Below are 19,534 nucleotides of genomic sequence, written 5' to 3' on the forward strand. Positions count from 1 at the left end.
GACGTCTTCCGTCAGATGATGGACGAGGTGATCGACCAGCGTCTGCTGGCGAGCGAAGCCATGCGGCAAAAACTGGAAAAGGACCCTAGCGCACAGCGGCAGCTGGCCGCCGCCCGCGACCGGGTCATGGGTGATCTACTGATTGATTCCACCGTCGCCGAGGCGGTCACCGAGGCCAACATTCGCGGTCTCTATGAAGAGCAGCAGAGACTGGCCAGGCGAACAGAGGAGATCCGCGCCCGTCGGATCGTGCTGGCGACGGCCGCCGAAGTCGAGGCGGTCAAGCGGCTGGTCGCGGCTGGCGGCTCATTCGAGGCTCTGGCCATGGAACGCTCACGCGATGCCGCCACCCGTTTCAATGGTGGCGACCTGGGCTATTTCACGACGGACATCATGCCCGAGGCCTATGACGCTGCGCTCAAGGGCGCCAGGCCCGGGCAGCTGATCGGGCCCTTCCCGGTGGACGGCGGTTTCGCCCTGCTGCGCGTCGAGGATGTGCGGCCCGAGCAACCGGTTGCGCTGGAAGCGGCGCGTCCCCAGATCGTGCGCTTCCTGACCTACGACCGCATCCGTGATCTGCTGGAACGACTTCGGGCCAAGGCCAAGGTCGAGACCCTTCTGAAACCCGAGGCCGGAGCGCCCAAGCCGGTTCCACCGGCTGATGCGCCAACGCCTGTCCCCGCGCCGCCGCCTGCCAAGGGAGCCGCAAAATGAGCCGCCCGCCCAAACCCGTCGAAGTCGTTGGACAGACGCTGGAACGCGCCCTTGATCCTCTGACCAGCGCCCTGAAACGCGCGGCGCTCAAACGGGCCGACAAGAGTTCGCGGGCGTTCGACGACCGGGCCGCGACGCCGGCCGCCGCCGTCGACAAGGCCGCCATGCCGGTCTCACCTCTTGCTGTACCGTTCCCACGCATGCCCCCGATCCCGGGCGTGCTGATGGCCACAGGTCGCGCCGGGTTCTACAAGCACGAGCGCGACGACCTGCTGGTGATGAGCTTCCCGGAGGGCGCCAGCTGCGCCGGCGTGTTTACGCGTCACGGGGTGGGCTCCGCGCCGGTCGACTGGTGCAAGCGGCATCTCGAAGCCACCAAGGGCGAGGGCGTGATGGCGCTGGTGATCAATGCCGGGTGCGCCAACGCCTTCACCGGCCGGCCCGGCGCCGACGCGGTCCGGCGGGTCGCCTCGGCGGTCGGAAAGCGCTTCGACTGCCGCCAGCGCGACGTGATGGTGGCGTCCACGGGCGTGATCGGCGTTTTGCTGGATGATGCGAAGATCACCGCGCGCCTGCCCGACCTGGAGTCGCGACTGACGGCCGATATGTGGGATGGCGCGGCGCGCGCGATCATGACCACCGACACCTTTCCCAAGGGCGCCTACGCCGAGGCCGAGATCGACGGCGTGACTGTGCGGATCGGGGGCATTTGCAAGGGCTCGGGCATGATTGCGCCCGACATGGCGACCATGCTGGCGTTCGTGGTGACGGACGCGGCGATCGCGCCCGGCGCCCTGCAGAACCTGGTCAACCTCTATACCCGCAATACGTTCAATGCGGTGACCGTGGATGGCGATCGCTCCACGAATGACACCTTGCTGCTGTTCGCAACGGGCAAGTCCGGCGCCCCGAAAATCAGCCGGGCCGGCGACCGCCGCCTTGCCGACTTCCGCGACAAGCTGGAACAGGTGCTGCTGAACCTGGCCCATCAGCTGGTACGCGATGGGGAGGGCGCCACGAAGTTCATCAAGATCACCGTCAGCGGCGCCGAGACGGCGGCGTCCGCCCGCAAGATCGCCCGCACGGTGGCCGAGAGCCCGCTGGTCAAGACCGCCTTCGCCGGCGAGGACGCCAACTGGGGCCGGATCGTCATGGCCGTGGGCCGCGCCGACGAGCCCGTGGATCGCGACAGCATGAGCGTGAAGTTCGGCCCCCACTGGGCGGCGCAGGATGGGCTGATCTCGCCGACGTACTCCGAGGCGGAGATGAGCGCCTACATGAAGCAGCAGGAACTTGAGGTCGCCATCGACGTGGGCATGGGCCGGGCGAGTTCCACCATGTGGACCTGCGACCTGACCAAGCGCTACGTGGAGATCAACGGGGATTACCGGAGTTAGGCCCCCATCTCCCGGTCATCCCCGCGAAAGCGGGGACCCAGGTGTTTTTCCGGTCGAGGCGTGATCGGGCGCCAGTCCAGCCAGCCTTGAAGCTTCAGAAAACACCTGGGTTCCCGCTTTCGCGGGAATGACTGAAGTTGGGGGCGGGTTGAGAGGACTTTGGGATGTTCTGCGTCTACATCCTGGCCAGCAAGCGGAACGGGACGCTGTACATCGGGCAGACCGATAGTCTGGGTCGCAGGGTTTTTCAGCACAAGGAAGCCAACGTTCCCGGGTTCACGGCGAAGTATGGCGTGAAGTCGCTGGTGTACTACGAGTACTTCGAGACCCGGGAGGCTGCGTTTCGACGCGAACGGGCGATGAAGAAGTGGCGCCGCGCGTGGAAGCTGGAGCTGATTGAGCGGTTCAATCCCGGTTGGGTGGATCTGTTCGAGACGCTGGAGCCGGAGTGAACCCTCCCCTCGGTCATCCCCGCGAAAGCGGGGACCCAGGTGTTTTTCCGGTCGAGGCGTGATCGGGCGCCAGTCCAGCCAGCCTTGAAGCTTCAGAAAACACCTGGGTTCCCGCTTTCGCGGGAATGATCGGGGGTGGGGGTGGGTTTGATCCAAGGCGCCACGCGCCTGGGTTCGTCCGCCGGGCGGTAGTTGCTGAAGCGGTTGTCGAAGACCGGGCCGTAGAAGGGGTCGTTGTCCAGGACCGGGCCCCAGCGTTCGCGCATGGTGTCGATCTCGGACTGGAAGCGCGCTGCGGCGGCGGGCGCCAGGTCAAGGCCACGACTGGCGCTCTCGTGATGGAAGAGCTCGGCGAAAGGCGTCCAGACGATGTCGTAGCCGGCGGCCCGGACCTTGAGACAGAGGTCTACGTCGTTGAAGGCGACCGTCAGACGTTCGGCGTCCATGCCTGCCACCTCGTCCCAGACAGAGCGTCGCATCGCCAGGCAGGCGGCGGTCACGGCCGAGACGTTGCGGGCCAGTTTGAGATGACCCTGATAGCCGGGGTAGTCGCCCGGCGCGCCCACATGCAGGTGTCCGGCGACGCCGCCGGTGCCCAGCACCACGCCGGCATGCTGGATCGTGCCGTCCGGGTAGAGCAGGCGCGCGCCGACCGCGCCGACATTCGGTCGCACCGCATGGCTGACCATCTCGGCCAGCCAGTCCGAGCCGATCATGCTGATGTCGTTGTTGAGCAGCAGGATGATCTCGCCCCGCGCCTCGGCGACCGCGCGGTTCATCAGGGCGGAGAAGTTGAAAGGTCCCGGCGCCGGCAGGATGCGCACGCGGGGGTCGGCCTTCAGCGCCTCGAAGTGGGCCAGGGTCTCGGGCTCGACACTGCCGTTGTCGACAATCAGGAATTCCAGCGCCTCGTAGTCCGTACCGTGCAGCACGCCTTCGGCGCAGCGGGCGAACAGGTCCAGGCGGTCGCGGGTCGGTACGATGATCGAGACCAGAGGTTGCGGGTCGGGCAAGGCGCGATGCACGCGTAGCCAGCGCGCTGCGCCGGGCTGATTGGAGACAAAGGCGCCGTCCTGATCCGTCCGGGCCAGATGCTCGGCGACGGCATGGCGCGCAGAGTCGGCGCAGATTTCCGCCCAGCGGCGCGAGAACGAGCCCTGCCGGCCCCGCCAGCGCCAGTGGTAGAGCACCCAGGGAATGTGGCGGATGCGCTCCGGCCCGATGCGCTCGGCGGCCCTGAGCGCCAGGTCGTGATCCTGGGCGCCCTCGAACCCCTCGCGCAGGCCGCCCAGGTCTTCGAGCAGGCTGCGGCGATAGACCGCCAGGTGGTTGACCATGTTCTGGCCGAGCATCAGTTCGGCGTTCCAGCCAGTCTTGAAATAGGGCTGGGAGCGGCGGCCGCGCTCGTCGATCTTGTCCTCGTCGGAGTAGATCAGGTCGGTTTCGGGGTGGGCTTCCAGGGCGGCGGCCACATGATAGAGCGCGTGCTCGGTCAGGAGGTCGTCGTGATCCATGAAGGCCACGAAGTCGCCGGTCGCCAGCGCCAGCGCCGAGTTGGTCGCGGCTGTGATCTGGCCGTTCTCCGGGCGTCGAACGACCCGGATGCGGGCGTCGCTGCGGGCATAGTCTGCGAGCACCCGCCAGAGCGCCTCGCCAGGCGAGCCGTCGTCGGCGATGCAGAGTTGCCAATGCGGATAGAGCTGGGCCTGAATCGAGGCGATGGCCGCCCGGATCAGCGGTTCGGGCGTGGCATAGGCCGGCATCACCACCGAGATCACCAGCGGGTTCGTCATGCGGGCGATGTGCCCGGCGATGGCCGCCCGGTCCTCGTCGCTCAGGGTGTCGTGGACGGCGATCCACTCTCGATACTGGGCGTCGGTCTGGGCGTCAGGACCCAGCACCTCACGGACGTACTTCTCGCCCCAGCCGGTCCTGACGATCAGGCGCGCGATCTGATGCACCGGCCAATGCAGGACCGGCGAGCGTCTGACGACAGAGAGGGCGCGAGCTGAAAGGGTGCGGAGCAGCATGTACGGTGTCGAACGTGAGGCGGTCGATCAGACGCACGCCTCACGTTCAAGTCCATAGAGAAGTCTAGCGGTTCGACCAGACCCCGGTGGAGCCGCCGCCGGAGCTGGAGGACGAGCCTGTCCGGCCGCCGCCGCCATGACCGCCGCCACGGCCCGCCCCGCCCCCACGGCCGCGGCTGTCGCGGCTGGGACCCTTGAAGGCGGGCTTGTCGGCTGCGGGACGCGCGGCGGCGCCCTCGCTGCGACCGGCGCCGCCGCCGTTGCGGTTGCGCTTGGGGGCGTTCTGGCCCCGGGCGCCGCCACGGGTGTCGGCGCGCTCGGGCTTGCCGCCGGGATCGGGCATCGCGGCCGTCACGGCGCCGAGATGGCGATCGTTGCGGCGATCGAACGAGGGGATCCGTTGGCGGCTTACCTTTTCGATGTCCTTCAGCAGGCTACGCTCGTCGTCAGAGCAGAAGGCCACGGCCGAGCCGTCGGCCCCGGCCCGGGCGGTGCGCCCGATCCGGTGGACGTAGGATTCCGGCACGTTGGGCAGGTCGTACTGGACCACATGGCTGATGGCGTCGACGTCGATACCGCGAGCGGCGATGTCAGTGGCCACCAGCACGCGGACCTTGCCGGCCTTGAAATCGGCGAGGGCGCGCTCGCGCTGGCCCTGGCTCTTGTCGCCGTGGATGGCGGCGGCGTCGACGCCGGTCTGTTCCAGACCCTTGGCCACGCGGTCGGCGCCGCGCTTGGTGCGGGTGAAGACGATGACACGCTTGAAGGCCGGGTCGTCGAACAACTCGCCCAGCAGGGCGCGCTTGCGCTGCTGTTCCACGAACACGACGCGCTGGTTGACGCGCTCGACCGTGGTGGCCTGCGGGGTGACCGCGACCTTCAGCGGGTTGGGGTTGAGGATCTCGCCGGACAGCTTTTCGATCTCGCTCGGCATGGTAGCCGAGAAGAACAGGTTCTGGCGCGGGGCCTTGGGCAGGAACTTCACGATCTTGCGGATGGGCACGATGAAGCCCATGTCGAGCATCTGATCGGCCTCGTCGAGGACCAGAATCTCGACGCCTTCCAGGGTGATGGTCTTCTCGCCCAGGTGGTCGAGCAGGCGGCCCGGGGTGGCGACGAGGACGTCGATCCCGGGGGCCAGGGCGCGCATCTGACCGCCATACTTCACGCCACCGAACACGACCGCGACGGAGACGCCGAGGTGCTTGCCGTAGGTCTTGAAGCTCTCGCCGATCTGGGTAGCCAGTTCGCGGGTGGGGGCCAGGACGAGCACGCGGGCCGAGCGGCGCGGCGCGGCCTTCTTGTTCTCGGCCAGGCGGTGAAGGATGGGCAGGGCGAAGGCGGCGGTCTTGCCGGTGCCGGTCTGGGCGATGCCCAGCAGGTCACGGCCGGACATGACGCCGGGGATGGCCTGCGCCTGGATCGGCGTGGGCGTGTCATAGCCTTCGTCAGCCAGCGCCTTGAGCAGCGGCTTGGCCAGGCCAAGGTCGGTAAATTGAGTCAATGGATAGTCTTTCGCGTGTGCGCGGCGGCGGCCCATCGGATTGTCCGATGAGCGCGGGCGGCGCGGTCTTTGGAGAAGCGCCCCGCGTGATGGGCGAATCTATGAGATCGTTCTCACTGCGCTCGACAGGCTGGGTCGGAAAAGACCCCACGCGGCTGGAGCGTCGCTAGCGCTCAGGAGGAGCGCAGCGGGCACATCGCGGTTATCGCTGTTAATGTCAACCCACGCTGGCCTTTTTCCCGGGCCGGGCGAGGCGTCGATCCGGGTCCGCCGGCGCCGGAAGGTCCTCCGGATCGTCGATCAGGATCCGCTCCGCATCGCCTTTCGGGTCGTCGTACTGCCCGGCGCTCAGGGTCCACCAGAAAGCCCAGACGGCCAGCAGACCCAGGCCGATGGAGAAGGGCGCCAGAAGCATAACGATGTTCATCTTGCCCGCCCCGTCCGCAGCGCGTTCAAGGTGACGACAAGCGAAGAACCCGACATCGCCAGCGCCGCGATGAACGGATTGACCAGCCCCAGCATCGCCGCCGGCGCCGCAACGGCGTTGTAGAGGGCGGCGAAGCCGAAATTTTCCAGAGCGCGCTTGCGAGCGCTTCGCGCCACGTCCAGGGCCTCTGTCACCGCCATCAGGCTATCGCCGGTGAACACCAGATCCGCCGCGTTCTGGCTGGCGTCCAGCGCGGTTCCGGGCGCCATCGCCGCATGCGCCCCGGCCAGGGCCGCGGTGTCGTTGAGGCCATCGCCGACCATCAGCACCTTGGAGCCGCTGCGGGAGCGGGTCTCGACTGCGGCCAGCTTGTCTATGGGCAGGACCGCGCCCTGCCAATCGGCGATCCCCACAGCGTCAGCGACGGATTTCACCGCATCCGGCACGTCGCCCGACAGGATCTCGACGGTCAAGCCTCTGGCCTTCAGGGCCCGGATCGTCGCGGCGGCGTCGGGTCGCACCCTGTCCGAGAAGCAGAACCTATACCGTGTATCGCCGTCGAAGCCGAACCAGAGCTCGGTCTCGCCATGTCGTTCCCCGGCAAGACCCAGGAAACTTGCGCGACCCAGACGGGCGCGGCGGCCGTCGATGATCCCTTCCACGCCCTCGCCGTGATGTTCGATGATCCCGTCGGCGATCGGCCCGTCGCCGGCTTCTGACGCCAGGGCGCGCGACAGGGGATGGCGGGAGGCGCGGGCCAGAGGCGCGGCCATGGCGACCAGCGCCTCAACCGGGTCAATCAGGCGCGGACGACCTTCTGTCAGCACCCCGGTCTTGTCGAAGATCACATGGGTGACTTCGGCCAGACGCTCCAGGGCCGCACCGGACTTCACCAGCACGCCTTTCCGGAAAAGCCGCGCCGAGGCGGTGATCTGTACGGCCGGGACCGCCAGTCCAAGGGCGCAGGGACAGGTGATGATCAGCACGGCCACGGCGCGGATCAGGGCTTCGCGCGGTCCGAGCCCCAGCGCCCACCCTCCGGCAAAGGTCAGCGCCGCGAGCGTGTGGACCACCGGCACATAGACCGCCGCAGCCTTGTCGGCGAGCCTCACATAGCGGGATTTGGCCTGGGCGCCGGCTTCGACCAGCCGCGCAATGGCGGCCAGGGCCGAGTCCTCCGCCCGCGCCAGGGCGGTCACCTGCAGGAGGCCCGACAGGCTGAGCGCCCCGGCGCGGCAGACCTGCCCGGGTCCGACGCGGATGGCGGCAGATTCCCCGGTCAGCAGGCTGTTGTCGATGTCGGAGGCACCCGAGGTGACACGGCAGTCCACCGGGATGCGGTCGCCGGGCCGCACGATCAGACGGTCGCCGGCGGCGATCGCCTTGATCGGGGTTTCAACCGGATGGTCGTGTGCATCGAGACGGGTCGCAATCGTCGCCTGAAGCGCCAACAGATCTGCGGCGGCGCTGCGGGCGCGGGCGCGCAGCTGATGGTCCAGCCAGCGACCGATGAGCAGCAGGAACAGTAGCGAAACGGCGGCGTCGAAATAGGCGTCGCGCCCGCGAAGGATCGTTTCGGAGAGGCTGATGGCCAGGGTCAGAAGCACGCCCACGGAGATGGGGACATCCATGTTCGCCCGTCCGGCGCGGAGCGACCGCCACGCCGAGCGGAAGAACGGTCTGCCTGCGAACAGCGCGCACGGCGCGCCCACGATGCCCGAGAACCACATCATCAGCGTCCGGGTCGCCGGTCCCAGTTCCTGACCGAACAGGCCGGCCCAAAGCGGCACCGAGAACATCATGGCGTTCATGGCGCCGAAGGCGGCCACGGCCATGGCGAGGATCAGGGCGCGACCTTCCGCATCATGGGCGGCGGCGGCCTCGCCGGGGTCAAACGGCGTGGCCGGATACCCCAGCCGCGCCAGGGCCTGGATCAAGGTCTGAGCGTCCGGTCCGGGCCGTTGCACCTCAACCGAGAGCTTGCGGTTGGTGAGGTTCACGCGCGCGGACGTCACGCGCGGCAGGTCCATGAGGCCGCGCTCGATCTTGCCCATGCAGGCGGCGCACCGGGCACCGGGCACGAGAAAGTCGAACCGCGTCGAAGTGGTCTCGCGCGCGGCCAGATCCGGGAAGGTGTCGGTCAGCGCCATGTCAATCGGCGCTCGGCGACGAACCGGGCGCCGTCGGGCGCCCGGGCTTCAACGGTGAGGTCCCAGGCGCCGCTCATGGGCCCCAGGTCGGCTTCGTAGTGGCCCGGCCGGATCTCCCGCAGGGACGGGGTCAGACGCCCGACTTCCGTGGCCGGGCGCTCCAGCCGTGCGGAAATCTTCAGGTCTCGAAGCGGCAGGCCGGCCCGATCCACATATGCGACCGCCAGTACGCCGGGGCGCGCCTCGGCTGACGCGCGCCACCCCAGCTGGTCCTGCGCTTTCAGTTGTGTGATCCGCTGATTGTAGAGCAGGCCATCTTCATATGGCGTGACGGAGACCTGACCGGGGTGCGTCCGGTAGGCCATCACGGCGAAGCTGGCGTCGACCCCGATCACGATGACGAAGAATGCGGTGACGCCGGCGGCGACGTGCCAGCCCTTCACCCGAAATCCCGGCGGGTCGATGCTGTCTCCGGAGGTCATTGGCGCACCTTTGGCGGCGAGAGGAAAACGGTGTCGGTTCGCGCGCTCACGTTGGGCGCGGCGACTTCAAAGCTGGCCGGGGTGCTGGACGCCGACAGCCGCTGGCCGTCGGTCGTGACAAACACCCGGATCGCGCTGACCTCGTTGGGCGGCGCCGTGATGACCAGGGTCTGGCCGGGCGCGGCGCCGGGGCGGCTTAGCCGCGCGCCCGTGACGCCGGCGAACCTGATGTCGAGCCTGACGGGCTCGAAGGTGCGGTTGGCGACCTTCAGGGTGTAGCCATTCCGGATCTCGCCATCGCGCAGGCGGATGAACGTCGGGTTGCGGTCTCTCAGCGCATGCAGGGTGAGAACTTCCCGGGTGGATAGCCCCCAGATCATCAGTCCGGAAACGACCGAGAGGGCTACGGCATAGTAGATCGTGCGTGCGCGCACCGGCCGGTATTCTGCCGTCCGCCCCGCCTGACGGGCGGTCACCGCCGCGTCTGTATCATAGGCGATCAGCGCTCGCGGCCGCTCCACCTTGACCATGACCTCATCGCAGGCGTCGATACACAGGCCGCAGTTGATGCATTCCAGCTGGGAGCCGTCGCGGATGTCGATACCCATCGGGCATGCGACGACGCACTGGTTGCAGTCGATGCAGTCGCCGCGCCCGGCCCAGCTGTCAGCTTTCTTGTGGGGACCGCGCGGTTCTCCACGATCGTAGCGATATGTGACCTGCAGCGAATGGTCGTCGATCATGGCGCCCTGGATGCGGGGCCAGGGGCACATGTAGATGCAAACCTGCTCGCGCATGTGGCCGGCGAACACATAGGTCGTCGCCGTCAGCAGGGCGCAGAAGAAATAGGCCGTAAACGGACCCTCTCCGGCCCAGAACGCCGTCAGCAGGGTCGGCGCGTCATGAAAATAGAAGATCCAGGCTCCGCCCGTTGCGAACGCCACGCCGAGCCAGACCAGATGCTTGCCGGTCTTGCGCCAGAGCTTGTCGAAGGACCATGGCGCGGCGTCCAGACGGAGCCGCGCGTTGCGGTCGCCTTCGAACAGCCGCTCCACATGGATGAACAGGTCCGTCCAGATGGTCTGCGGGCAGGCGTATCCACACCAGAGGCGCCCGAAAAGAGCCGTCACCAAAAAGAGCGCCAGGGCGGCGATCACCAGCAAGCCGGTGATGAAATAGACTTCCTGCGGCCAGAGCTGGATGCTGAAGAAGTAGAAGCGGCGGCCGGCGAAATCGACCAGGACGGCCTGGTCCGGCAACCCGCCCGGGCGATCCCAGCGGATCCAGGGCGTGATGTAATAGACCGCCAGAGTGAGGATCAGCAGGGCCCATTTAATCGCCCGCCAACGGCCGTGAACCAGTTTGGGATGGATCGGAACCCGGGGCTTGTAGAGCCCACCGCCCGGCCCCGCCTTGGCGCGGGCGTGCCCGGCCGCTGATTTCGGGGCCGGCCGGGTCCGGTCGATGATGACGGTCATTGTCCGGTCGGTTTGGGCGCAGTCGCGGCAAGCGCGGGCGTGGCCGCTGGCGCGGCGCCTTCGCCGCCAGAGTTCACGTGGACATAGACCGCCAGCGCCTTGATCATTTCGGGGGAGAAGCGGGCCTCCCACGACGGCATCACCCCGTTCCGACCGTTCCAGATCTGGTTGCGGATGGAGTCGCGATCCGGTCCATAGAGCCATTCAGCGTCCGTCAGATCCGGCGCGCCTTTGACGCGGTCTCCGGTACCGGTGGGGCCGTGGCAGCTGACGCACTGAACCTGGAACGTCGGGGCGGCCCTGGCGACAGCCGCTCGGTCCGCCGGTCGTCGCGACAGGGCGACCACGTACTCGATCAGGTCCGAAATCTGGGCCTCGGTCAGCAATTGATCGCGGCCGAATGCGGACATCATCGTCTCTCCGCGTGCGCCCGGGTGTCCGGAGCGGACGCCGACGACCAGGGTCTTCTGAATGTCGGCTAACCCGCCGCCCCAGAGCCAGATGTCGTCGCGCAGGTTTGGATAGCCCTTGCCGCCGCCGCCGCCTGCGCCGTGGCAGGTGGCGCAATTGTCGCCGAACACGGACTGTCCGACCTGGAGGGCATAGGCCTGGAGCTCGGGATCTGCCTCGATCTGTTCGAGACTGGCGGATCTCAGCCGGGCCGCGCCAGCGCCTCGAATGGCCTCCAAGGCCCTGAGATCGCTGGAAAGCTCCTGCCGGTCCGACTGGCCCAGCACGCCACGGGTGAAACCCGTGACCCCCGGCCAGGCCGGCATCAGCACCCAATAGACGATGGCGATGATGATTGTGCCGTACCAGACCCAGAGCCACCAACGTGGGAGGGGACTGTCGAGTTCCTTGATCCCGTCCCACTCATGACCGGTGGTTTCGATCCCGGAGTGATCGTCGCGTTCGCGCTCAGTCATGGTCGATCTCGTCGTCTTCAAGCGGCAGCCTGGCCGCCGCGTCAAAAGCCGCCTTGCGGCTGGGCCACAGCGCGTAAATCACGCCGGCGAGGAAGATGGCGCCGAAGTAGAGCGTCCCGGCCTGCTGGGCGAAGATCGCAACGGTCTCGTAGGACAGTTCGCTCATCGCATGTTCTCCGGGTCTTCGGCCTTGTAGGTGCGGAAGTCGACCATGGTTCCCAGCACCTGGAGGTAGGCGATCAGGGCGTCCATTTCGGTCAGTCGCGCCGGATCGCCGTCGAAGTCGCGTTGGCCTACCTTCGCGCCGTACCGCTTCTTGAGACCCGAGTTTTCGCCGGCGAAGGCGTCGACCTGGGTTTCCAGATCCTTGGTGGCGTTGGCGATCTGGTCCTTCGTGTAGGGCACGCCCACCTGGCGCAGGGCGGCAAGGCGCCGCTCGATGATCCGGTAGTCCAGGTCGGTCTCGGCGAGGAACCTGAAGGGCGGCATGTTGGATTCCGGCACGACTGCGCGGGGATCGGTCAGGTGATCGTGATGCCAGCTGTCGGAATACTTCCCGCCGACCCGCGCCAGATCCGGGCCGGTTCGCTTCGATCCCCACTGGAAGGGGTGGTCGTACATGCTCTCGGCGGCCAGGCTGTAGTGGCCGTAGCGCTCGACCTCGTCGCGAAGCGGCCGGATCATCTGCGAGTGGCAGAGGTAGCAACCTTCGCGGACATAGATGTCTCGGCCCGCCTGTTCGAGCGGCGTGTAGGGGCGCACCCCGTCAACCTTCTCGATGGTGCTTTCCAGGTAGAACAGCGGGCTGATTTCCACGAGGCCGCCGATCGACACAACGATCACGATGCCCAGGACCAGGGCCAGCGAGTTCCGCTCTAACTTGGCGTGTTTCTTCCACATGTGCTGGGCCCCTACGCGACGGCTTGAAGGAGGGCGACGGGTGTCCCGTCAGCCTGGGCGCTGGCGACGCGGGGCATGCGGATCGTGCGCCACACGTTGTAGACCATCACCAGGGCGCCCCCGAGGTACATCAGCCCGCCCACGGTGCGGATGACGTTCTCGACGTGCTTGGCGGCGACGGTCTCGACGAAGGCGTTGGCGAGGTAGCCCTGGGGCGTGTACTCGCGCCACATCAGGCCCTCCATGATGCCGGAGACCCACATGGCGGCGATGTAGAGAACGATGCCGGTGGTCGCGATCCAGAAGTGCCACTCGATCAGCTGATCGGAGTACATCCGCTCCTTCTTCCAGAGCCAGGGCACCATGCAGTAGATCGCCCCGAAGCTGATGAAGCCGACCCATCCCAGCGCGCCCGAGTGCACGTGACCGATCGTCCAGTCGGTGTAGTGGGAGAGGGCGTTGATCTCGCGGATCGACATCAGCGGACCCTCGAAGGTCGACATCCCGTAGAACGCGATCGCCACCACCATCATCCGGACCACAGGGTCGGTGCGCAGCTTGTCCCAGGCGCCGGACAGCGTCATCAGACCGTTGATCATGCCGCCCCAGGACGGCATCCAGAGCATCAGCGAGAAGGTCATGCCGAGGGTCTGGGCCCACTGCGGCAGGGCCGTGTAGTGGAGGTGGTGAGGTCCTGCCCAGATGTAGATGAAGATCAGCGACCAGAAGTGGACGATGGAAAGCCGGTAGGAATAGACGGGCCGCTCCACCCGCTTGGGGACGAAGTAGTACATCATCGCCAGGAAGCCGGCCGTCAGGAAGAAGCCCACGGCGTTGTGGCCGTACCACCACTGGATCAGGGCGTCCTGGACGCCGGAAAACGCCGAGTAGCTCTTGGTCTCCAGCAGGCCCACAGGGATCGCCGCGTTGTTGACCAGGTGCAGGATGGCCACGGTGACGATGAAGGCCAGATAGAACCAGTTGGCCACATAGATGTGCGGCTCCTTGCGCTTCCACAGCGTGCCGAGGAACACCAGCAGATAGGCGACCCAGACGATGGTCAGCCAGATGTCCACATACCATTCCGGCTCTGCGTACTCGCGGCTCTGGGTGATGCCGGCCAGGTAGCCGGTGGCGGCCAGCACGATGAACAGCTGGTAGCCCCAGAAGACGAACCAGGGCCAGGCCCCGCCGGCCAGGCGCGCCTTGCAGGTTCGTTGTACGACATAGAACGAGGTGCAGATCAGGGCGTTGCCGCCGAAGGCGAAGATCACCGCCGAGGTGTGCAGGGGACGAAGCCGCCCGAAGTTGAGCCAGGGCGCGTCGGGGAAGTAGAAGATCGTCGGCCAGCTGAGCTGGGCTGCGGCCAGGGCACCTGCGGCCAGCCCCGCGATCGCCCAGAACAGGGTGGCGATCACGCCGGCCTGGATCACCCCGTCCGAGTAGCGGCCCGGATCGATTCGCCAGCGTCCGACGCCGAGCCCGAGGGATATCCCGCAGATGGCCAGCACGAACGCCGTGGTCGCGACGTAACCATGGAACCGCATCAGCGGATCATCCGTCAGCGCGGTGGCCAACAGGGCGCCCAGCGCCGCCAGCCCGGTCACCACATAGAGTGCAATCACATCCCCGGAAGGTGCGTCGTCGTTGTGTATCCTTGCCAGCGTCATGGATCCCGCGATCGTTTGAGAGACTGACGAAGCTATGTCGCCTCTCGGGCGCCGCGGCCTTGATCTCGGTCAACGACAGGCGTCGCCGCGAGCCCAAGGTTATGTCGTTTCCAGGAGCGACCATCACCGTGCGTCTGACCGCCCATGAAGATCCTGTCCTGCGCTTCGGCGCGGTCGTCGCGGGGGGACTGTTCCTGACCGCCGCCAGCGTGGCGGTCGACCTTGCGCAATGGCACATGGCGGGCCTGGGAACGATCTGCGGCGCCAGCTCCCATCCCCATTGTGGCTGGTGCTTCGGAGCGGCGGGTCTGGTCCTGGCCGGACTCGCCGCATTCGCCTACGCGCTTCGACCGTCCCGACCAAGGTTGAACCCATGCCCATCCCGGCCTTCCCGCTCCTGATCCGCGCGCTCCTGGTGTGGGCGATCATCATGGTTGCCGAAAGCGCCAACGGCGTGCTGAGGCGACTGTTGCTTGACCCCACCACCCTCCACGCCCTGCGGCAGGTGTCGGTTCTGGTGGGTGTCCTGATCATCTTCGCGGTGGCGTGGGTGTTCCGGCGATGGATTGTAACCGACAGCGGCCCTCGGCTTGTCGGCATTGGCGTGCTCTGGGCCATCCTGACCCTGGTGTTCGAGTTCAGTCTGGGCCGGGCGCTGGGCATGACCTGGCCGGCGATGCTGGCGGACTACGACCTGACCCGGGGCGGTGTCATGGCGCCAGGCGTGTTGGCGATCGCGCTGACGCCGTGGTTCGTGAACTGGCTCGACCGGAAGCGTCCGGATCGTCTTGACGAGCGGTCCTAGACTACTCTGATCGGCCCGGGATAGGCCGCGAGCGCCTTATCAGATGTCAGCAGGGTGACGCCCTCGGCGGTGGCCTGGGCGATGAGCAGGCGGTCGAAGGGGTCGCGGTGGAGCGGGGGCAGGCTGTCGACGGCGACGACGTGTTCGCTGGTGATCGCCAATTCCACATAGCCGTTGTCGATCAGACCGCGCCGCAGCAGGCGGGGGTCGACCCTGAAGTCGTTGCGCCCCAGGCCCCGCTTGATGGCGATTTCCCACAGGCTGGCGACGCTGAAGATCAGAATGTTGCCGGGGTCCTCGACCAGGTCGCGCGCAGCGGCTGGCAGTCGATCCGGCGCACCGGCCGCCCACAGCAGCAGGTGCGTATCAAGCAGCAAATTCACCCTTCGCCGCCGAACAGGTTCTCGATCACCGCGCCGCCCATGCGGTCGAAATCGTCCGGGGTCTCGATCTGACCGGTCATAAAGCCCAGGCGGCGGACGGCGCCGCCGGTGGGGGCGCTGAGCGATGTGACGGTCACCATGGGCTTGCCCGCCTTGGCGATGATGAAGGGCTCGCCGTTTGCAGCGCGCTCAATCAGCCGCGACAGGTGGGTCTTGGCCTCGTGGATGTTTATGGTGCGCATGGAGAGATCCGGTTAAACTAAGTCTGATTAGTCTAGTTCACTCAATATCGATGTCAACGCCGCGCTGTAAAACCGGCCGCAATCGTCGTACCTCTGCCGACGATGAACGCTTCGCCGAAACCGCTCCTGCTCGTCGCCGCCGCCGCCCTGGTCGACGCCGACGGGCGGGTGTTGATCTGTCAGCGGCCCGAGGGCAAGGCTCTGGCGGGACTGTGGGAGTTTCCGGGCGGCAAGGTCGAGGCCGGTGAGACGCCCGAGGCTTGCCTGATCCGCGAACTGGCCGAGGAACTCGGCATCACGGTGACAAAGAGCTGTCTGGCCCCGTTCGTGTTCGCCAGCCACGAGTACGAGGGCTTCCACCTGCTGATGCCGCTCTACCTGATCCGCCGCTGGGAAGGCGTCATCGTGGCGCGTGAGCACGAGGCGATGGCCTGGGTGAAACCCAATGCCATGGGCAGCTATCCCATGCCACCCGCGGACGGGCCGCTGGTGGCATGGCTGCGCGACCTGATCTGAGGTCGCCCCGGATCAGCGCTTAGGGGTAGGGGGCTTTTCGCCGAACGCGTCCTTGACTTCGTCTTCCTTGATCCGGGCGGAAGGATCGCCCTTCTGGTTCAGGTTCTGCTCTTCGGTGCCGTCGCCCATCATGCCGGGATGCAGTTCGACGACCTTGGGCGGGGTGGGTTTGGTCATGGTGTGTCTCCGGTGGGGGTTCAGACCCAACAACAGCTGGCGGCGATTGTTCCCTCACCTGCGGACATGGGCACGCAGCGGAGCGTGCCTCTTTGCGATCGCTCAACGACCCTCCGAAATTGCGCTATGGCGGTGGGGTTCGTTCTGATTGCCCGCCGCCGAAGACCCCCCATGCGTCTAAAGGCCCTTTCCGCCGGGCTCGCCGCCATGCTGCTGGGGCTGGGCGCGATCTCCCCGGCCACGGCCTCCACCCTGATCGTCGGCACCCGGCTGGTGGACGGAACCGGAGCCTACGCTGATCTGGTGCTATTTTATCCGGATACCATCACTGACCACGCCACCAACGCAAATCCAGAGGCTCTGGCCACCGGCGGTTCACGTGTTTGGGTGAACGGGGCGGCGGCGTAGAAAGACGGCCAGCCGACGAATGTCTTTGCCGGTCGGTTCCTGAAGCGAGCCGCGACGGGTCCTATCCGCTGACACCGCTTGACCGCAGCGACGGGCACCCTTCAATCTGAGCCTTCAACAGGGAGTTCGGAATGCGGTTCCAGGCCAGGCTCAAGCGTGACTGGCGTTTCTGGAAGGGGCTCAGTCGCACCCTGAAACGGGTCAAGTCGATCACTCGCGAAAGCGACAACCTGATCTGCGACGATATCCAGGCGGCGGTGGAGTCGAATTACAATCGCCCGGCCATGACGTTCGAGGGTCGCACCGTCACCTATGGCGAGCTGGACGGGATCGCCAATCGCTACGCCCACTGGGCCAAGAGCCAGAATCTGCGGCGGGGCCAGGTGGTGGCGCTGTTCATGCCCAACCGGCTGGAATACTTCGCCATCTGGTACGGCCTCAGCAAGGTCGGCGTGGTCACGGCCCTGATCAACAACCAACTGGTCGGCGCGCCGCTGGCCCATTGCCTCAACATCTCCGGCGCCAACCATGTGCTGGTGGACGGCGACACCTCGCCCACATTAGAGGCGGCCCTAGGGCTGCTGGATCGTCCGGTGCAGCAATGGATCCTGGGCGCGGCGCTTGGCGGCCAGCGCGATCTGATCCAGGCCCTCAAGAGCTGCAGCCAGCTTCCCCCCGACCGCAGCGTGCGTGACGGCATGACGGCCAACGACACCGCACTCCTGATCTACACCTCCGGCACCACGGGCCTGCCCAAGGCTGCCCGGATCACCCACATGCGCGCCCAGCTCTACATGCGCGGGTTCGCCGGCTCCACCGGGGCGTTGAAGACGGACCGCATCTACGTGTGCCTGCCGCTCTATCACGCCACCGGCGGGCTTTGTGCGCTCGGCGCGGCGCTGCTGAACGGCGGCTCCGTAGTGCTGAAGCGCAAGTTCTCTGCGAGCCAGTTCTGGCCGGATATCATCGCCGAAAACTGCACCATGTTCGTCTATATCGGCGAGCTCTGTCGCTACCTGGTCAACCACCCGGAAGTTCCCGAGGAGACGCGCCACAAGCTGCGGCTCGCCTTCGGAAACGGTCTTCGCCCCGACGTCTGGCCGACCCTGAAACGGCGATTCAGGATCCCTGACATTCTGGAGTTCTATGGCTCGACCGAAGGCAACGTCAGCCTGTTCAACTGGGATGGCCGCGAGGGCGCCATCGGGCGGGTTCCCAGCTGGCTGAAGGCGCGCTTCAATATCCGTCTCGTCCAGTACGATCAGGAGGCCGGGATCGTCGAGCGCGCAGCCAACGGCCTTTGCATTGAATGCGGCGCCGGCCAGGTAGGCCAATGTATCGGCAAGATCGGCAGCGAAGTGCGCTCCGACTATTCCGGCTATCTGGACAAGGCTGCGTCTGAATCCAAGATCCTGCAGAACGTGTTCGAACGTGGCGACGCCTGGTTCGCCACCGGCGACCTGATGAAGAGCGATGCTGACGGCTACTTCTACTTCGTCGACCGCATCGGCGAGACCTTCCGCTGGAAGGGCGAGAACGTCTCCACCAGCGAGGTGGCCGAGCAATTGCTGGCCTTCCCGGGGGTTGACGAGGCCACGGTCTATGGTGTGCAGGTCGAGGGTGCCGACGGCCGCGCCGGTATGGCGGCGCTGGTGATGAATGGCCCGTTCGATGTCAAAGCATTCGGCGAGCATGTGGCCCGCGAGATGCCACCCTACGCCCAGCCGCTGTTCATCCGCCTGCTTCCGGCCCTGGATACCACCGGCACCTTCAAGATCCGCAAGGTCGATCTGGTCAGCGACGGCTACGATCCGAACCGGATCAAGGGCGTCCTGTATTTCAAGGACCCCAAACGGGGCTATGTGAAGCTGACGAAGTCGGTGTTCGAGCGTCTGCAGGCCGGGGCGTTCAGGATCTAGACGCCAGCAGTCAAGGATAGTTTGATGTTGAAGTATATGACGGGTGTTGCGGCGGCGGCGTTGCTGCTGGCGACGGCGTCCCCGGTGCTGGCCGTCAATGTCGCCGCCGACAAGGCTGCGATCGAGGCGGGGCTCGACAAGGGCTATGCGCGGCTCGATGCGCTCTACAAGGACATCCACCAGAACCCCGAGCTGGGCTTCCAGGAGACCGCCACCGCCGCGAAGCTGGCGAAGGAGATGCGGGCCCTGGGCTTCGAGGTGACCGAGGGTGTCGGCAAGACGGGCATTGTGGCGATCTATCGTAACGGCAAGGGCCCGACAGTGCTGGTCCGGACCGAAATGGACGGCCTGCCCATGGAGGAAAAGACGGGTCTGCCCTACGCCAGTCGCGCCGTGGCCGACTGGAACGGCAGCCCTCGCCAGTGGCCCACAGCTGCGGCCACGACATCCACATGGCCGCCTGGGTCGGAACCGCCCAGGCCCTGATCGCCATGAAGGCGAAGTGGCGCGGGACGCTCATGTTTATCGGCCAACCCTCCGAGGAGACCGTCACCGGCGCGCGCGCCATGCTCGCCGACGGACTGTTCGAGCGGTTCCCCAAGCCGGACGTGGGCTTTGCGCTGCATGTGGGGCCCGGGCCGGCGGGGATGGTGAGCTATCGTCCCGGCGTCAACAGCTCGAACTCGGATAGTCTCGACATCACCTTCCACGGCAAGGGCGGCCATGGCTCGACCCCGCATGTCACCATCGATCCGGTGTCGAGGCCGCCCGCTTCACCATGGATGTGCAGACCGTGATCAGCCGCGAGAAGGACGCCACGCAATTTGGTGTCATCACGGTGGGCTCGATCCAGAGCGGCAGCGCCGGCAATATCATCCCGGACAAAGCCGTCGTGCGCGGCACCGTCCGCAGCTTTGACGCCGGGGTGCGCGAGGTGCTGCTGAACGGCATTCG

General features: G+C 66.6%; 22 protein-coding genes. 9 read left to right on the forward strand and 13 right to left on the reverse strand.

The annotated features are described in order from the left end of the window. The 3 genes from ACIQ42_RS05465 to ACIQ42_RS05475 form a co-directional block, all read left to right on the forward strand. Positions 1–714, forward strand: a 714-nt coding sequence (locus tag ACIQ42_RS05465; RefSeq protein ID WP_397421200.1) for a peptidylprolyl isomerase, incomplete at its 5' end; no start/stop codon positions are given. Beyond that, positions 711–2,111, forward strand: coding sequence for a bifunctional glutamate N-acetyltransferase/amino-acid acetyltransferase ArgJ (gene argJ, locus ACIQ42_RS05470; RefSeq protein WP_397421201.1), 1,401 nt, complete (start codon positions 711–713; stop codon positions 2,109–2,111). The genes ACIQ42_RS05465 and argJ, both read left to right, overlap by 4 nt. 164 nt (positions 2,112–2,275) lie before the next feature. Then, entirely contained in the window at positions 2,276–2,563 is a 288-nt protein-coding gene (locus tag ACIQ42_RS05475) for a GIY-YIG nuclease family protein (protein WP_397421202.1), read from the forward strand. 92 nt (positions 2,564–2,655) lie between these two features. On the opposite strand, the gene ACIQ42_RS05480 is transcribed toward ACIQ42_RS05475, so the two are convergent. The 10 genes from ACIQ42_RS05480 to ccoN all read right to left on the reverse strand — a co-directional run bounded on the left by ACIQ42_RS05480 (position 2,656) and on the right by ccoN (position 14,130). Further along, positions 2,656–4,593 (reverse strand): glycosyltransferase family 2 protein, encoded by a 1,938-nt coding sequence (locus tag ACIQ42_RS05480; protein WP_397421203.1) that lies wholly within the window; start codon positions 4,591–4,593, stop codon positions 2,656–2,658. Positions 4,594–4,657: 64 nt separating this feature from the next. Then, positions 4,658–6,097, reverse strand: a complete 1,440-nt coding sequence (locus ACIQ42_RS05485) for a DEAD/DEAH box helicase (protein ID WP_397421204.1) — start codon at positions 6,095–6,097, stop codon at positions 4,658–4,660. A gap of 217 nt (positions 6,098–6,314) precedes the next feature. Next, entirely contained in the window at positions 6,315–6,524 is a 210-nt protein-coding gene (gene ccoS / locus ACIQ42_RS05490) for a cbb3-type cytochrome oxidase assembly protein CcoS (RefSeq protein WP_397421205.1), read from the reverse strand. Beyond that, the gene (locus ACIQ42_RS05495; protein ID WP_397421206.1) at positions 6,521–8,674 is read right to left on the reverse strand and encodes a heavy metal translocating P-type ATPase; all 2,154 of its coding nucleotides are present in this window, start codon (positions 8,672–8,674) and stop codon (positions 6,521–6,523) included. Before ACIQ42_RS05495 ends, ccoS begins: the two co-directional genes overlap by 4 nt. Continuing rightward, positions 8,665–9,156, reverse strand: a complete 492-nt coding sequence (locus tag ACIQ42_RS05500) for a FixH family protein (RefSeq protein WP_397421207.1) — start codon at positions 9,154–9,156, stop codon at positions 8,665–8,667. Before ACIQ42_RS05500 ends, ACIQ42_RS05495 begins: the two co-directional genes overlap by 10 nt. Then, complete coding sequence (gene ccoG, locus ACIQ42_RS05505; RefSeq protein WP_397421208.1) at positions 9,153–10,634, reverse strand: cytochrome c oxidase accessory protein CcoG; 1,482 nt, start codon at positions 10,632–10,634, stop codon at positions 9,153–9,155. The genes ACIQ42_RS05500 and ccoG overlap by 4 nt, the downstream gene beginning before the upstream one ends. Next, positions 10,631–11,560: a cytochrome-c oxidase, cbb3-type subunit III gene (gene ccoP / locus ACIQ42_RS05510; RefSeq protein WP_397421209.1), complete on the reverse strand. Its 930-nt coding sequence runs from the start codon at positions 11,558–11,560 to the stop codon at positions 10,631–10,633. The genes ccoG and ccoP overlap by 4 nt, the downstream gene beginning before the upstream one ends. Beyond that, a complete protein-coding gene (locus ACIQ42_RS05515; RefSeq protein WP_397403294.1) occupies positions 11,553–11,726 on the reverse strand; it encodes a cbb3-type cytochrome oxidase subunit 3 in 174 nt (57 codons plus the stop codon). Before ACIQ42_RS05515 ends, ccoP begins: the two co-directional genes overlap by 8 nt. Next, a complete protein-coding gene (ccoO, locus tag ACIQ42_RS05520; protein ID WP_397421210.1) occupies positions 11,723–12,460 on the reverse strand; it encodes a cytochrome-c oxidase, cbb3-type subunit II in 738 nt (245 codons plus the stop codon). Before ccoO ends, ACIQ42_RS05515 begins: the two co-directional genes overlap by 4 nt. A gap of 11 nt (positions 12,461–12,471) precedes the next feature. Further along, positions 12,472–14,130, reverse strand: coding sequence for a cytochrome-c oxidase, cbb3-type subunit I (ccoN, locus tag ACIQ42_RS05525; RefSeq protein WP_397421211.1), 1,659 nt, complete (start codon positions 14,128–14,130; stop codon positions 12,472–12,474). Between the two features lie 373 nt (positions 14,131–14,503). On the opposite strand from ccoN, the gene ACIQ42_RS05530 reads away from it, so the two are divergent. Next, positions 14,504–14,935 (forward strand): hypothetical protein, encoded by a 432-nt coding sequence (locus ACIQ42_RS05530; protein ID WP_397421212.1) that lies wholly within the window; start codon positions 14,504–14,506, stop codon positions 14,933–14,935. Here the strand turns inward: ACIQ42_RS05530 and ACIQ42_RS05535 are convergent. Together ACIQ42_RS05535 and ACIQ42_RS05540 are read right to left on the reverse strand one after the other, a co-directional pair. After that, complete coding sequence (locus tag ACIQ42_RS05535; RefSeq protein ID WP_397421213.1) at positions 14,932–15,318, reverse strand: type II toxin-antitoxin system VapC family toxin; 387 nt, start codon at positions 15,316–15,318, stop codon at positions 14,932–14,934. The two genes, ACIQ42_RS05530 and ACIQ42_RS05535, sit on opposite strands and share 4 nt — an antisense overlap. Further along, positions 15,315–15,560, reverse strand: a complete 246-nt coding sequence (locus ACIQ42_RS05540; protein WP_397421214.1) for a type II toxin-antitoxin system Phd/YefM family antitoxin — start codon at positions 15,558–15,560, stop codon at positions 15,315–15,317. Before ACIQ42_RS05540 ends, ACIQ42_RS05535 begins: the two co-directional genes overlap by 4 nt. Positions 15,561–15,662: 102 nt before the next feature. On the opposite strand from ACIQ42_RS05540, the gene mutT reads away from it, so the two are divergent. Then, complete coding sequence (gene mutT / locus ACIQ42_RS05545) at positions 15,663–16,076, forward strand: 8-oxo-dGTP diphosphatase MutT (RefSeq protein ID WP_397421215.1); 414 nt, start codon at positions 15,663–15,665, stop codon at positions 16,074–16,076. A 12-nt stretch (positions 16,077–16,088) separates the two neighbouring features. Here the strand turns inward: mutT and ACIQ42_RS05550 are convergent, their stop codons facing one another. Beyond that, a complete protein-coding gene (locus ACIQ42_RS05550; protein WP_397421216.1) occupies positions 16,089–16,253 on the reverse strand; it encodes a hypothetical protein in 165 nt (54 codons plus the stop codon). A 171-nt stretch (positions 16,254–16,424) separates the two neighbouring features. Here ACIQ42_RS05550 and ACIQ42_RS05555 point away from each other — a divergent pair, with 171 nt between their 5' ends. The 4 genes from ACIQ42_RS05555 to ACIQ42_RS05570 all read left to right on the forward strand — a co-directional run bounded on the left by ACIQ42_RS05555 (position 16,425) and on the right by ACIQ42_RS05570 (position 19,377). Continuing rightward, positions 16,425–16,661, forward strand: a complete 237-nt coding sequence (locus ACIQ42_RS05555) for a hypothetical protein (RefSeq protein ID WP_397421217.1) — start codon at positions 16,425–16,427, stop codon at positions 16,659–16,661. A 131-nt stretch (positions 16,662–16,792) separates the two neighbouring features. Further along, the gene (locus ACIQ42_RS05560; RefSeq protein ID WP_397421218.1) at positions 16,793–18,580 is read left to right on the forward strand and encodes a long-chain-acyl-CoA synthetase; all 1,788 of its coding nucleotides are present in this window, start codon (positions 16,793–16,795) and stop codon (positions 18,578–18,580) included. A gap of 24 nt (positions 18,581–18,604) precedes the next feature. Further along, positions 18,605–19,066, forward strand: coding sequence for a hypothetical protein (locus ACIQ42_RS05565; RefSeq protein ID WP_397421219.1), 462 nt, complete (start codon positions 18,605–18,607; stop codon positions 19,064–19,066). Then, positions 19,033–19,377, forward strand: coding sequence for a M20/M25/M40 family metallo-hydrolase (locus ACIQ42_RS05570; protein ID WP_397421220.1), 345 nt, complete (start codon positions 19,033–19,035; stop codon positions 19,375–19,377). Before ACIQ42_RS05565 ends, ACIQ42_RS05570 begins: the two co-directional genes overlap by 34 nt. The last annotated feature ends 157 nt before the right edge of the window (positions 19,378–19,534 follow it).

This window comes from Phenylobacterium sp. (genome assembly GCF_044372605.1).
Classification (GTDB): domain Bacteria; phylum Pseudomonadota; class Alphaproteobacteria; order Caulobacterales; family Caulobacteraceae; genus Phenylobacterium.

Excerpts from the sequence above, each read along its gene's own strand:
- argJ (WP_397421201.1), top strand. The coding sequence starts at position 711 with ATGAGCCGCCCGCCCAAACCCGTCGAAGTCGTTGGACAGACGCTGGAA.
- ACIQ42_RS05475 (WP_397421202.1), top strand. The coding sequence starts at position 2,276 with ATGTTCTGCGTCTACATCCTGGCCAGCAAGCGGAACGGGACGCTGTAC.
- ACIQ42_RS05480 (WP_397421203.1), bottom strand. The coding sequence starts at position 4,593 with ATGCTGCTCCGCACCCTTTCAGCTCGCGCCCTCTCTGTCGTCAGACGC.
- ccoS (WP_397421205.1), bottom strand. The coding sequence starts at position 6,524 with ATGAACATCGTTATGCTTCTGGCGCCCTTCTCCATCGGCCTGGGTCTG.
- ACIQ42_RS05495 (WP_397421206.1), bottom strand. The coding sequence starts at position 8,674 with ATGGCGCTGACCGACACCTTCCCGGATCTGGCCGCGCGCGAGACCACT.
- ACIQ42_RS05500 (WP_397421207.1), bottom strand. The coding sequence starts at position 9,156 with ATGACCTCCGGAGACAGCATCGACCCGCCGGGATTTCGGGTGAAGGGC.
- ccoG (WP_397421208.1), bottom strand. The coding sequence starts at position 10,634 with ATGACCGTCATCATCGACCGGACCCGGCCGGCCCCGAAATCAGCGGCC.
- ccoP (WP_397421209.1), bottom strand. The coding sequence starts at position 11,560 with ATGACTGAGCGCGAACGCGACGATCACTCCGGGATCGAAACCACCGGT.
- ACIQ42_RS05515 (WP_397403294.1), bottom strand. The coding sequence starts at position 11,726 with ATGAGCGAACTGTCCTACGAGACCGTTGCGATCTTCGCCCAGCAGGCC.
- ccoO (WP_397421210.1), bottom strand. The coding sequence starts at position 12,460 with ATGTGGAAGAAACACGCCAAGTTAGAGCGGAACTCGCTGGCCCTGGTC.
- ccoN (WP_397421211.1), bottom strand. The coding sequence starts at position 14,130 with ATGACGCTGGCAAGGATACACAACGACGACGCACCTTCCGGGGATGTG.
- ACIQ42_RS05530 (WP_397421212.1), top strand. The coding sequence starts at position 14,504 with ATGCCCATCCCGGCCTTCCCGCTCCTGATCCGCGCGCTCCTGGTGTGG.
- ACIQ42_RS05540 (WP_397421214.1), bottom strand. The coding sequence starts at position 15,560 with ATGCGCACCATAAACATCCACGAGGCCAAGACCCACCTGTCGCGGCTG.
- mutT (WP_397421215.1), top strand. The coding sequence starts at position 15,663 with ATGAACGCTTCGCCGAAACCGCTCCTGCTCGTCGCCGCCGCCGCCCTG.
- ACIQ42_RS05550 (WP_397421216.1), bottom strand. The coding sequence starts at position 16,253 with ATGACCAAACCCACCCCGCCCAAGGTCGTCGAACTGCATCCCGGCATG.
- ACIQ42_RS05555 (WP_397421217.1), top strand. The coding sequence starts at position 16,425 with ATGCGTCTAAAGGCCCTTTCCGCCGGGCTCGCCGCCATGCTGCTGGGG.
- ACIQ42_RS05560 (WP_397421218.1), top strand. The coding sequence starts at position 16,793 with ATGCGGTTCCAGGCCAGGCTCAAGCGTGACTGGCGTTTCTGGAAGGGG.
- ACIQ42_RS05565 (WP_397421219.1), top strand. The coding sequence starts at position 18,605 with ATGTTGAAGTATATGACGGGTGTTGCGGCGGCGGCGTTGCTGCTGGCG.
- ACIQ42_RS05570 (WP_397421220.1), top strand. The coding sequence starts at position 19,033 with ATGGCCGCCTGGGTCGGAACCGCCCAGGCCCTGATCGCCATGAAGGCG.